The organism is Acinetobacter sp. CIP 53.82, from assembly GCF_000369465.1.
GTDB lineage: Bacteria > Pseudomonadota > Gammaproteobacteria > Pseudomonadales > Moraxellaceae > Acinetobacter > Acinetobacter indicus.
Window position 1 is genome coordinate 781,617 of the sequence record NZ_KB850046.1, and the last position, 13,060, is coordinate 794,676.

The following is a 13,060-nucleotide window of genomic DNA, read 5'->3' on the forward strand; positions in this document are numbered from 1 at the left end:
ACATTTCAACTGTTTTGCAATAAAAAACATAAAATTCATCTTTGCTTGGTTAAGCTATAGGGCCTCGCGGATTTTTCCGTTTTTATTGTCTACGCCTGTATGCCCTTTACCTTATCTCATGCGGTTTTAGCACCACCCATTGCCCAGCTGACAGGCCATCGTCTTCCCGTTGCAGCCCTTGCCATTGGCTGTATGCTGCCCGATTTAAGCCGATTATTTACCACCGATCAGGGCGGCTTGAATCATTTATGGAGTTCAATTGTTCATCCAAATTTATGGCTGGGTCTGGCTTTTTGTGCGGCGTGGTATCTGATTTATCGTCCGGTGCTGTATCGGGCGCTAGGCATACAACATGAGCTCAATCTGGATTCGTTCAAGTCGGCCCTTGGTTTTTTACTTGCGATGGTGCTGGGACTATTGCTGGGCAATGCTACCCATTTAATTTGGGATGGTTTAACTCACGTCGACTTTCGCACTTTCGCCTTTCATGATTTTTTAAACCAGCCGGTGTCCTGGTTCTCCCAGACCTATCCACTACATTTTATCTTGCAGATTGGCAGTTCGCTTCTGGCCCTGCCGTTTTTGCTGTGGATGTGCTGGCGTTATTATCAGCGCTATCGTCAGCATTGGCCAGTGAGCCGACGGGTCAAACAAGCGGCAGCCATCCTGATTGGCCTGGCTATTTTGCTAGGTGCTTATTCGGTCTGGGATTATGCCCGCTATTTCAGTGATGAACTGTGGTATAGCCATCGTTATTATTTTCTGGGCCGGGCTTTTAATGAGTTTAGTCAGGGTGCACTCATAACTTTAACCCTAGGTTGTATTTTATTTTTAGCATTGGATAAAAATTAATGGCCTAACTTTAAAATCTAGGCCATTCTTTACAGTTATTTCGTCAAGATTGCTTCTTTTCTAAAGATAAACCCAACAATCAGTAAAATAATAAAGTAGTGAATATAAACAGGTAGAACAAAAAATAAGTAATACTCTGTTAAACCACAAATCAGATAATAAACCACATAAATAATACCTAAAAGAGCATATCCTCTTAACTCAAAATTAGAAAAGTAGCGTAGGAATTTCTTAATAAAGAATAGTAAAATTGATCCATAAATAAGCACCAGACCCAATAACCCTAAGATGCCATGTGCAGCCAATTCATGAAAAAAAATATTATGCATATGTTGAAAGCATGTCGGTAGCTGACCACTTTCTTTTAGCTCACAATTATGCGCCTCAATTCCATAGCTACCAACTCCAATAATTTGGTTATTTTCAAAAATTTCTAAAGACTCTTTCCATAGGAAAATTCTGACACCACTACTTGTTTTATAATTATTCTCAGCCAATTGAACCGTATCCGCAGAAAACTGCTGTAATCTATTTTTGATAGGAGAGTTATCCCACACTATATTTATTAAAATAAATGAGAGACTTAAGCTAAGCATTAGTATAACTTTCTTTATCTTATATTTATAAAAATGCAAAGTATAAGCAATTAATACAAGCGGTAATCCAATCCAAGTTCCTCGTGTACCATGCAAAATCAAAACAAAAATTAACAACAAGCATAAAACTAAATAAAAGTAACTAACAACCCCTTCCTTAAGAAAAGAATAAAACAAAGCAAAAAAAGCTAATGATATAAAAGTTATATCAAAAATAATAATAGGATTAAAAAATTGACTTAATAAACCTCTATTAAAATCTAAAATAAAACTATTATAGAAAGTATAAATAAATATAAAGCTGATAAAGAAAATTAAAGGTTCAAAAATATACTTTTCCCCTTGATTGAAAAAGACAATAAGGTAAGGAAGGAAAAGAAGAGGGATAACCCAAAAATATTGATTTGCTATTTTTGTATAGGTTTCTATCAATCTAACAGGAATTTCATCAAATCGTCCCAACAGCCAATAACTTAAAGTAAGAAAAATAAAACCAGATAAACAAAAAACCAATATATGTAAATCTATCTTAATTTTCTGATACTTAGTTGAAAGAAACCCCAAGATAAGGATAAGAACCGAATAGTAGTAAACATCAGCCCCTTTATCGAATACAGCTTGAATTAATAACGCACAAAATATCAATAGAATAAGATAGAAAGACTTATTCCTTAAAACCAACTCCACATCCACCCCAGATCAAAATTCTAAAAATTATTCATTATTATTTCATATCTTGCTTTTTTTTCTAAGATTCAACTTTAAAAAATCAGTGGTTTATGTTTTTTCATAGTGAAGTTCTTGTGACAAAACCTGCAAAGAGGCATAATCCAACATTTACTTCAAGCGGTACGCTGTTTACGTATGCGCTGTCATTAACCCATATAGTTGGATTTTTTACGCTATGATGCGAACTCATTACTGCGGTTCTTTAACCGAAGCTCAAATCGACCAAACCGTAACCTTGTGTGGTTGGGTACATCGTCGCCGTGACCACGGTGGGGTGATCTTCCTGGATATGCGTGACCGTGACGGTCTGGTACAAGTGGTTATCGACCCGGATACCCCAGAAGCATTTGCCACAGCAGATAAAGCTCGTTCTGAATTCGTATTAAAAATTACAGGCCGTGTACGCCGCCGTTATGCGGGTACTGAAAATGCCAATATGGTCAGTGGCCAGATTGAAGTATTGGGCAAAGAAATTGAAGTGCTGGCTCAATCTGAAACGCCTCCATTCCCACTGAATGATGAAAACACCAATATTTCTGAAGAAATCCGTCTGAAATACCGCTTCCTGGACATCCGTCGTCCAGAAATGTTAGAGCGCTTACGTTTCCGTTCTAAACTGACCAACCTGATTCGTAACTACTTCGAAGACAATGGTTTCCTAGACGTTGAAACTCCAATTTTGACTCGTGCAACGCCTGAAGGTGCACGTGACTACCTGGTTCCAAGTCGTGTGTCTAACGGTAGCTTCTACGCACTGCCACAATCACCACAGCTGTTCAAACAGTTATTGATGGTAGGTGGTATTGACCGTTATTACCAAATCGCCAAATGTTTCCGTGACGAAGACTTACGTGCGGACCGTCAGCCAGAATTTACCCAGATCGACGTTGAAACATCGTTCATGAGCGATGATGACATCATGGATCTGATGGAACGTTTGACCGTGAAGATGTTCAAAGAGCTTCTGAACGTTGAATTCGATAAATTCCCGCGTATGACCTATGCCGATGCGATACGTGACTATGCATCCGACAAACCGGACCTGCGTATTCCGTTGAAACTGATTGATGTTGCAGATTTAATGCAAGACGTTGAGTTCAAGGTATTCGCTGGCCCTGCCAAAGATCCGAAAGGCCGTATTGTGGCACTTCGCGTTCCGGGTGCAGGTTCACTGCCACGTAGTGCAATTGATGAATACACCAAATTCGTGGGTATCTACGGTGCCAAAGGTCTGGCTTACATCAAAGTCAACGAACTTGAAAAAGGTATCGAAGGCCTGCAATCGCCAATCGTGAAATTCATCGAGCCAATCGTGCTGGATCTCTTAAAACGCGTTGGTGCTGAAAATGGTGACATCGTCTTCTTCGGTGCAGATAAAGCCAAAGTTGTAAACGATGCGATGGGCGCGCTTCGTGTCAAGATTGGTCACGACATGAATCTTTCGACGTGCGAATGGGCTCCGCTTTGGGTAGTTGACTTCCCAATGTTCGAAGAAACTGATGATGGCAAATGGACTTCTGTGCATCACCCATTCACGCTGCCAAAATCAAGCGTTGAAGACGTGAAGAACAACCCGGGTGCTGCGCTGTCTGTCGCTTACGATATGGTATTGAACGGCACTGAAATCGGTGGTGGTTCACTGCGTATTCACAACCTGGAAATGCAAAAAGCCATCTTTGAAGCTTTAGGTATTGGTGAAGAAGAAGCTGAAGAAAAATTCAGCTTCTTACTGAATGCTTTACGTTACGGTGCACCTCCACACGGTGGTTTAGCATTCGGTCTGGACCGTTTAGTGATGCTGATGACTGGCGGTGCGTCTATTCGTGATGTGATTGCCTTCCCGAAAACCAAGACTGCTGAATGTCCATTGACTCAAGCACCAGCACCAGTTGAAGCCACTCAACTGCGTGATTTGGGTATTCGCTTACGTGAAAAACCAAAAGCGGAATCTCAAGAATAATAGCTTGTCATTCTAAAGAAGCCCTGCACTTGCGGGGCTTTTTTATTACATTGAGATCACTGCCGAGCAATGGCATAATAACTGCAGTTTTCATTCTTAGGTGATTCAGCGATGGCAATGCGTCCTGCAGTACGTAACCGCGGCATCATGCTCATTGTCTTTTCGATTGTACAATGGCTGTTCATGCGTTATATCTTGGCGAATAACCTGTTTGCGCTTGATACCAATGACCGTATTGTGTATTTCAGCCTGAGTAGTATTATCGGCGCCTTGCTGATTTTTGTCGGACTGATTTATATGGTCTTAAAAGGCAATGCAGATCGACCATAATTGCGCGGACTCTTGCTTGATTCATGTATTCCCTTCTTAAAAATTTCTCCAAACTCCCCCTGCGTTTGATTCAGGTCACTGCCCGATCTGTGGGCTGGTTATTGTATGTGAGCAATTCCTCTGCTCGACGCGTGACCGAAATTAATTTAAAGTCTGCTTATCCGGAGTTATCTGAATCAGAACGGGAGCAACTCACGCGGCGCAGCCTGAAAAGCCAATGTATGACCTATGCAGAATCGGTCAAGATTTGGGGTTCTGCGCCGGAGTTTGCCCTTGAACAGATCAAGGTCGTGCATGGGGAAGATATTTTTTTAGACGCCCTGCAAAACCCGAATGGGACCTTGGCAGTGGTGCCGCATTTTGGTACCTGGGAATTGATGAATGCCTGGGTGAATTTACATACTGCACCGGTCATTATGTATAAACCGAGCAAAAATCCGGATGTAGACCGGTTTATGCTGGAAGCACGGCAGCGTCTTAATGCCACACTGGTACCCACCGATGAAACAGGCGTACGTGCCTTATTTAAGCATTTAAAACAAGGTGGATTTGCCGCAATTTTACCAGATCATGTGCCTAAAGAGTCGGGTGGCATTTATTCACCTTTCTTTGGTCAGAATGCACTTTCCTCTACCTTGCTCTCTAAACTGGCAGCCAAGACCCAGTGTTCAGTGATTGGCTTAAGCTGTTTACGCCGTGAAGATTTAAGTGGCTTTGAGCTGCATGTACAGACCTTATCAGCAGAGATTAATGCGAAAGATTTGCAGCTTTCAGTCGATACGCTGAATAAAGAAATGGAGCGTATGATTAATGCCGCTCCAGAACAGTATTTGTGGGGGTATAAGAGGTTTAGGAAGATTGAGGGTGGCAGGAATTTATATAATATGCTTTAGCTCAATACTAACTTTTAATAAAATTTTGACCTCACCATTCATTCTCAATGAAATTTTTTATATACAAATTTTCGACCACTTATTTAAAATTTTAGTTTTTCCCACGCTATCATTTAAAATAAACAATTCTCGAGAAAAACAAACCTTTTACTTGCTTAATTAAGCGTATCAGTTCTCTTTTAATTTTATTTATAAACTTCACCTTAATTTTTGGTGCCTCAAATTGAACTCGGCCCTCTTCCAAAGAACTCTCAAAAGTTATCTCCTTATTTTTTACTTTATCTTGGATACATAAAGCTGGGCTTAGTTGGTAAACTTTAATGCAATTATCATAAATAGGGTTATAAAATAGCACCCAATCAATAGGCAAAATATTTTTCTTCATTTTTATTTCAGTAAGTAAACAATCAATAGCTTTTAAAGATAAAATATATCCCGCTCCGCCAAAATGAAAGTGCTTTAATTGATATAAACTTCTATTATGTATATTACCTGCAGAATCACCTAAAAAAATTTTAGTAAGAAATGTCTCTAATTTAATAACATCTATATTTTTAGGAATCCAATTACTACAATTTAGAAATAAATTTGCATTTCCCCCTAAATATATATCATCTTCAAATATTGCTACATATTTCAAACCTAGCTCTTTGGCATGCAACCAAACTGCTATATGACTCATCGCACATGCTAATTCTGCAGCACTAATATTATCTGAGCAACATTCTGGAAAATATTTTTCTTTTAAATCATAAGCTTTCTCTGGTGTTATCGCATCAAAAAATTCAAAATCAATACCTTGTTCATTAAAAACCTGTGTAATGTGATGTCTACGCTCTAATGCTGAAGAGAGACTAATAACAAAATTTTTCAAAATTAATACCAAAAAAACTTGCCAATTATGATGTCATTATAGCAAAAATATTATTGGAAATTCACAACTTATCCTGCCATTTTAGCAGTTTTGAATAAACCTCTATATTAATAAAATCCTACATATTCTATTAGCCCTTATGCTGCCCTACCAAAATATGGAAGAGCTGAGCGTGACTTATGAGCCTTATATTTAGGACAAAAGCAACTTGGACATGAAGTAAAATTTATGACCAAAAGCTCAAATACTCATCCAGATGCACTGACATTCGCTCCTTCAAAAAAACTAGAAGCGCAAGTTGAAGGCTGGGCAGACATTATTCATTTTCATTTTTTATTTGAAGGTGATATTCAAACTCCTTATGTATGTACAACACATAATCAGCAATTAACACCAAAAACATTCCCGCAAAATACTATTTTCTTAAGAAAAAGACACGCTGAGCGTAGTGGTGCCCAAGCCTTTGTCTATAATGGATTATTTTGGGATGATTACGGACAACCTAACTTAGGCAAACCTAAAAACTATATCCACTTTTTAGCCAATGCAAAATATCGTGACAAAAATCTGAAAGATAGTGTTGAAATTGCACGTAAAGCCAATAAACCCTTACACATACTTGGAAGCAATCGTCTCAGCCTAAAATGGAAACGCAATGGTAAATATCAACCTTACTTTTATACAGGGAAAGATCTTAGCTTCCATGGCATGATTGGCGGTGAAGAAAAAAATGCAGTTCTTCGTAATTCGCAGGCTTTAATATTTCCAGTTCTAATTCATGAAGCTTTTGGACTAGCAATGATTGAAAGTCTATACTTAGGCTGTCCTGTTATTGGTAGCCATCACGGTTCTGTACCCGAACTTATTATTCCTGAAGTTGACCTCAGTACTTCAAGCAAAACTCAAATGATTGAAGCTTTAAAAAATATTGATCAATTCAGTCGAAAAGCTTGTCATGAATATGCAAGAGACCAATTTAACCATCTCGTAATGAGTAAAGAATACATATCCTATTATGAACAAGTTTTAAATGGCTATCCTTTACATGAGCAACCACCATATTGTTCAGGTCATTTAGATAATGCCCTCAGTTTAGAAGAATAGTTCCTCTGTTCTTCTAAACACACGCGTTATTGTTGCCATTCAAGATTTTGGCATTCATTCATTAAATAAGGTAGATGCTGATTTAATACTTTTCCTTGTATCACCTGCGCATATTTTTCTAAATAACCCTGTGCCATTTTTTCAGCATTAAAGTTATCTATAACATGTTGCTGACAATATAAAGGATCAAATTTTTGTGTATTAATCGCATCAATTAAAAGATCAGCATTATTTGAAAGTACCCCGCACTCATGTGGTACCAGTTCAGGAATAGCACCATAAGGCGTTGAAAAAACAGGACAACCAAAATACATACTTTCAATAATAGCCAACCCAAAAGGTTCATGCCAACGCACAGGAAAGATCAATCCCTTCGAGCCATTTAATAATGAAAGCTTTTCTTGGCCGCCGACCATCCCATGAAATTTAATTTGAGGAGAAAAAGTTAAACGCAAACCACGTTTAAAATTAAAACGATCGCCTCCTAGCACATGTAACTGCTGTTTCGCTTTTTTTGCAATATGAATTGCACCTTTGACATTTTTCAAACGCCAAGCTGCTTTACCCAAAAAGTGATAGTAATTCCGCTCTCGCTTCCAGTCGACTTCACCATAATTCGACCAATCCAGACCATTTAACACATAAGAGTCTGAGTTGTGTCTTTGCGCATGATCACGAGAAACAAAAATGGTGTTTTGATTCAAACGCTCTTCAAGCTGAGCATTTCCATGCTCAGTCACTACATAGGGCACCTCTAAACCGGTAACGTTGGGCTGGAACTGGAAATGAACCACATCAATATCATCTGGAATCTGTGCAGAAATCGGTCGATCAGGATCCATTTCAATTACTTTCGCAAAACTACAGTGTGAACCTTTCGGCACAAGGAATATGACCTGATGCCCCTGCTCAACCAGTTGTTTTGCCAAATCCCAAATTACACGCTCTGTCCCGCCATAGGCATACACTGGTATAGAAGACATATTGGCAATTAAAATCTTCATTTTTTATTGCTCTCTTTATTCATTTGCCACAGCATCAAATACTTATCTAAAGTATAGCCCATGGATGCCATTGCTAGCAGATAACCATACGCCCCGCCCAAAAAGTCACCACGGATGATATATTCTCGTATAAAAGAGAAAATGCCACGCAATATAGCTGCAAATAAACCTATTTTTTTACCATGCTTAAATTTATCCGATGCCCAATCATGACTATAGCGAATATTTTTCACTAGGAAATGGTGTAAATCATCATTGGTTAAATGCTCTAAATAACCATTTAATTTTACAGCAGGCACATTCTTCTGATCTAAAGATTCATGAACTTCCAAAGATGAGTATTGGAAAGACTTATTGGCATATAACCGTGCTAACCTGTCTGCATACCAAAAACGTTTTTGCACTTCAACACCACAGAACTGATTAACACGCGCCAAGCTAAAAACTTTATCCGTTTGAAGTGGATGCTTTAGCACCTCAACAATCGACTCCCGAAGGGCCTGATCAAGTCGCTCATCTGGATCCAGAACAAGTACATAGTCCTGAGTAGCATAACTTTGTGCTATCTGGCGCTGAATACCAAATCCTTTCCACTCACAGTTAACATACCATTTTACCCCGAATCGCTTGGCAATCTCTTCGGTCTGATCTGTACTGCCAGAATCAAGAATAATAATCTCATCAACAAGGTCATGCACTGTCGCTAAACATGCAGCTAAATGTTTCGACTCATTCTTTGCAATCATCACCAATGAAACAGTCGATTTTTTCTCAGATTGGTCAACTGACTGAAGCTTTTTAATATTTTCTAGTGACTGATTAAAAGTTGCCAAAGCATGATTATTCTTCAAATCATATAAAATTGCATATTTATTAAAGGTATACTGTGTAAATAACAGAGAGTAAATGAATCCATACTGACCCATTAAGAAGCGGCCATCAATCAGGTATTGTTTAATAAACGCCCAGAACGTATGAAAAAACACCCCCCAAATACCAACTGTTTTCCCTCGTTGCTCACGATCGACAGCCCATGCTTTCGCATAATCTAAACGCTTTTCTAGCCAAAATTTAGGTGTAGGTGCGGTTTGATGCAAAAGAAAACCTTGCAGCTTCTCTGTTTTAGCCCCATTTAAAACAACTGACTCATGAACAAGATTATCATCATACTGATAGTCTTTTGGAAATAAGCGCCAATGCGCCTTCACTGGCCAATAAGCATTATCAATTTGATGACCAAATATGCAATCCAAACGCTTAATTCCAAAGACCGTATCTAAAGGCGGCTGTTGAATTGCTTTTAAAATACTCTGCTGTAGCTGCTGTGTAACCACTTCATCTGCATCCAAAGCAAGAATCCATTCACCTGTAGCATAAGACTGTGCAAGTTGACGCTGTTTTCCAAACCCTGGCCAATTTAGATTTTCAAACCATTGTCCCCCAGCGTCTTCCACCAGTTGTCGACTATGATCTGTGCTTCCAGAATCCAGTACAATTAACTCATCAATCCAGCCTTTTAATGCGGGTAACGATAATTCTAAGTTTTTTGCTTCGTTCTTAACAATCATGACCACACTTAAGCGATATGGTCGCGCTGTATGATTTAATGCAGGATGTTGCTTCAATTACTGCCAAGCCTCTTTAATCCAATCCGACGGCAACACATAGCGATACCATTTTCCCCCACCGCCATGAATTGCATCTGGTGGATTAATTTCCCCATGGAAAATAATAATTTTGGCACCTTCCGGTTTCACCGGCGCCTTGAAATAGGCCATCGGAATCTTTTGCAGACAATGATATTTATAGCTTTTACACCAGCTCTCTGGCCAGTAGCTTAATTTTTTCTCCTGATCGACATACCAAGACAAATACGCCTGCTCATTACGGAACTTCTGACGGATCTCATCAAAATGCTCACGGAAATACGGCAATAATCCCGGAAAAGCACCAAGTTTAAAACGATAGACCGAACTGTTGCCGGTAATTCGCCATGGACGTTTCCAGTCATGAATAATCAGAAAATCACCCGGATGGGTAAAAAATGCATCGATATTATCGACAATGACCACATCTAAATCCAGAAATAGCGCATTGCCTGTCAAGCCATATAAATCTGGCTCAAACGTCGACAGCTTGTTCCAGCCACGCTCAGGCGCCCCTTCTGGCAAAGCTAAAGGCGGGATCGGGAAACATTCCACTTCCGGATTAATGCCTTCAGTACGGTCAGTCAGGCAGACCATTTTAAAGTCGACTGTGGTATGGCGTTTGACCATATTGTACAAACGGTTAACGTATTCCGAACCGTATTTGGTTCCCCATTTCATGCACAGAACAACATTCTGTTCCTGCATTAAAGAAGATTGAGAGTTCATCTCTGTTTCATGTAAAGCCATGCCGCATGATCCACCTGAGCAATGGCGCCATCATATCACAGAGTTACAAATTAGCAGAATGGCTGCAAAGAAAAGCCACTGCAAAATAACTGTCAGAAAAACGTCATCGAACTTGCACATTCAAGATGCAGATTAGAACTCATCGCAGAACAACAATAGATTATGAAAATTAGTATTGTCGGTACCGGCTATGTTGGCCTTTCCAATGCCATGATTTTTGCGCAGCAGCATGAAGTGGTGGCGCTCGATATCATTCCTGAAAAAGTCGAACTGCTGAATTATGGCATTTCTCCCCTGCAAGACCCTGAAATTAGCGACTTCCTGAAAAATAAAGACCTGAATTTTAAAGCCACCCTGCATCAGGCCGATGCCTATCAGGATGCCGATTATGTGATTATCGCCACGCCTACCGATTACGACCCGCAGACCAATTATTTTAATACTGACAGTGTTGAAAGTGTGATAAAGGATGTACTGTCGATTAATCCCTGCACCACCATGATCATCAAATCCACCGTTCCGGTCGGATTTACTGAAAAAATCAAACAGAAATATCGCAGTGGGAATATTATTTTTTCACCGGAGTTTTTACGTGAAGGCAAAGCCCTACACGACAACCTGTATCCCTCACGGATTATTGTCGGAGAACAGTCGGAGCGTGCCCGACTCTTTGCCGATATGCTACTCGAAGGTGCCATCAAAAAAGACTGCCCGGTACTCTTTACCGGTTCCACCGAAGCCGAAGCGATCAAACTGTTTGCCAACACCTATCTGGCTATGCGCGTGGCCTATTTCAATGAGCTGGACACCTATGCGCAGCTGTTTCAGCTGGATACCCGACAGATTATTGACGGCGTCTGTCTGGATCAGCGGATTGGCAAATATTATAACAATCCGTCCTTTGGCTATGGCGGCTACTGCTTACCCAAGGACACCAAGCAGCTGTTGGCCAACTATCACAATGTACCGAGCAATTTAATTCAGGCCATTGTCGATGCCAATGTCACCCGTAAAGATTTTATTGCCCAGTCCGTCCTGCAACGCAACCCGAAAGTGGTCGGTATTTACCGTCTGGTCATGAAAAGTGGTTCAGACAACTTCAGAGCATCGGCCATTCAGGGGGTGATGAAACGCATCAAAGGCCGCGGCGTGGAAGTGGTGATTTACGAGCCGACCTTGCAGGAAGATGAATTCTTTCACTCCAAAGTTATGCAGGATCTGAATGAATTTAAACACTATAGCGATGTGATTGTTGCCAACCGTCAATCCGATGAGCTGGCGGATGTACTGGAAAAAGTCTATAGCCGCGATATTTTTGGTATGGATGATTAAGAACATTTTTCCAACCCATAAAAAAGGACTCATCTGAGTCCTTTTTTACAGTTTGCACTTATTTTACGTAAGTTAACCAGTGTGCATATTTCGGGTCTTTGCCCTGCACTGCATCAAAGTAGGCTTTCTGGATTTGCGTAGTGATTGGACCACGAACACCTTCACCAATCTGACGATCATCGTATTCACGAATCGGGGTCACTTCTGCAGCCGTACCCGTAAAGAAGGCTTCATCGGCAATATAGAATTCGTCACGTGTAATACGGCGCTCAACCACGTCATAACCCAAGTCTTTAGCAATGGTAATAATCGATTGACGGGTAATCCCATCCAGCGCACCACCAGCGATATCCGGTGTATGAATTACGCCATCTTTAACCAGGAATACGTTTTCGCCCGAACCTTGACACACATAACCTTGTGGATCCAGCAGCATCGCTTCGTCATAACCTGAATGCGCCACTTCTTGGTGTGCCAGAATCGACAGCGTATAGTTACCAGACGCTTTGGCTTTACACATGGTCACGTTTGGATGATGGTGGGTAAATGATGAGGTTTTTACGCGAATACCCTTCGCCATTGCCTCTTCACCCAGGTAAGCACCCCAGCTCCACGCTGCAACCACGGCATGAATAGTGTTGTCTGTTGCCGCAATACCGAGTTTTTCAGAACCAATAAAGATGATTGGACGTAAATAGCAAGATGCCAGTTTATTTTCACGCACCACATCAATTTGTGCTTGCTCTAAAGTTGCCTGATCAAACGGCACTTTCATTTGATAAATTTTTGCAGAATTTAACAAACGCTTTGTGTGCTCTTTTAGACGGAAAATAGCCGTTCCATTCGGGGTTTCATAGGCACGGACACCTTCAAACACACCCATGCTGTAATGCAGGGTATGGGTCAACACGTGAGTTTTGGCCTCACGCCAGTCAACCAGTTGTCCATCTTGCCAAATAAAACCATCACGATCAGCCAAATTCATGCCAT

Annotated in this window: 11 protein-coding genes and 1 pseudogene; 6 read left to right on the plus strand and 6 right to left on the minus strand. The window is 40.4% G+C overall.

Going from position 1 to position 13,060, the window contains the following annotated elements; genetic code table 11:
- Positions 1 to 99 precede the first annotated feature (99 nt).
- On the plus strand, positions 100 to 852 hold the full coding sequence (locus F905_RS09290) for a DUF4184 family protein (RefSeq protein ID WP_005180022.1): 753 nt from the start codon (positions 100 to 102) through the stop codon (positions 850 to 852).
- A gap of 35 nt (positions 853 to 887) precedes the next feature.
- Here the strand turns inward: F905_RS09290 and F905_RS09295 are convergent, their stop codons facing one another.
- Positions 888 to 2,135 carry an O-antigen ligase family protein gene (locus F905_RS09295; protein ID WP_212749290.1) on the minus strand — a complete coding sequence of 416 codons (1,248 nt, stop codon included), beginning with the start codon at positions 2,133 to 2,135 and terminating at the stop codon, positions 888 to 890.
- Between the two features lie 217 nt (positions 2,136 to 2,352).
- Here F905_RS09295 and aspS point away from each other — a divergent pair, with 217 nt between their 5' ends.
- From aspS to F905_RS09310, 3 genes are all read left to right on the plus strand, one after another.
- Positions 2,353 to 4,137: an aspartate--tRNA ligase gene (gene aspS, locus F905_RS09300; RefSeq protein ID WP_005180024.1), complete on the plus strand. Its 1,785-nt coding sequence runs from the start codon at positions 2,353 to 2,355 to the stop codon at positions 4,135 to 4,137.
- 111 nt (positions 4,138 to 4,248) lie between these two features.
- Positions 4,249 to 4,467 (plus strand): hypothetical protein, encoded by a 219-nt coding sequence (locus F905_RS09305; RefSeq protein ID WP_005180031.1) that lies wholly within the window; start codon positions 4,249 to 4,251, stop codon positions 4,465 to 4,467.
- 23 nt (positions 4,468 to 4,490) lie between these two features.
- The gene (locus F905_RS09310) at positions 4,491 to 5,360 is read left to right on the plus strand and encodes a lysophospholipid acyltransferase family protein (protein ID WP_005180032.1); all 870 of its coding nucleotides are present in this window, start codon (positions 4,491 to 4,493) and stop codon (positions 5,358 to 5,360) included.
- Positions 5,361 to 5,469: 109 nt separating this feature from the next.
- Here the strand turns inward: F905_RS09310 and F905_RS09315 are convergent, their stop codons facing one another.
- On the minus strand, positions 5,470 to 6,234 hold the full coding sequence (locus F905_RS09315) for a glycosyltransferase family 25 protein (RefSeq protein WP_034598229.1): 765 nt from the start codon (positions 6,232 to 6,234) through the stop codon (positions 5,470 to 5,472).
- Positions 6,235 to 6,373: 139 nt separating this feature from the next.
- Between F905_RS09315 and F905_RS09320 the strand changes: the two are divergent.
- Positions 6,374 to 7,338 (plus strand): annotated as a pseudogene (locus F905_RS09320) (glycosyltransferase).
- A gap of 26 nt (positions 7,339 to 7,364) precedes the next feature.
- Here F905_RS09320 and F905_RS09325 read toward each other — a convergent pair.
- Genes F905_RS09325 through F905_RS09335 form a run of 3 tightly spaced genes read right to left on the minus strand, consistent with a single transcriptional unit; the run spans position 7,365 to position 10,738 of the window.
- Positions 7,365 to 8,342 carry a glycosyltransferase family 4 protein gene (locus F905_RS09325; RefSeq protein ID WP_005180038.1) on the minus strand — a complete coding sequence of 326 codons (978 nt, stop codon included), beginning with the start codon at positions 8,340 to 8,342 and terminating at the stop codon, positions 7,365 to 7,367.
- Positions 8,339 to 9,910: a glycosyltransferase family 2 protein gene (locus F905_RS09330; protein ID WP_005180041.1), complete on the minus strand. Its 1,572-nt coding sequence runs from the start codon at positions 9,908 to 9,910 to the stop codon at positions 8,339 to 8,341. Before F905_RS09330 ends, F905_RS09325 begins: the two co-directional genes overlap by 4 nt.
- A gap of 57 nt (positions 9,911 to 9,967) precedes the next feature.
- Complete coding sequence (locus F905_RS09335; protein ID WP_005180043.1) at positions 9,968 to 10,738, minus strand: hypothetical protein; 771 nt, start codon at positions 10,736 to 10,738, stop codon at positions 9,968 to 9,970.
- A 162-nt stretch (positions 10,739 to 10,900) separates the two neighbouring features.
- Here F905_RS09335 and F905_RS09340 point away from each other — a divergent pair, with 162 nt between their 5' ends.
- Positions 10,901 to 12,070, plus strand: a complete 1,170-nt coding sequence (locus F905_RS09340) for a nucleotide sugar dehydrogenase (protein WP_005180045.1) — start codon at positions 10,901 to 10,903, stop codon at positions 12,068 to 12,070.
- Positions 12,071 to 12,128: 58 nt separating this feature from the next.
- Here the strand turns inward: F905_RS09340 and F905_RS09345 are convergent, their stop codons facing one another.
- Complete coding sequence (locus F905_RS09345; RefSeq protein ID WP_005180046.1) at positions 12,129 to 13,055, minus strand: branched-chain amino acid transaminase; 927 nt, start codon at positions 13,053 to 13,055, stop codon at positions 12,129 to 12,131.
- Positions 13,056 to 13,060: the final 5 nt, after the last annotated feature.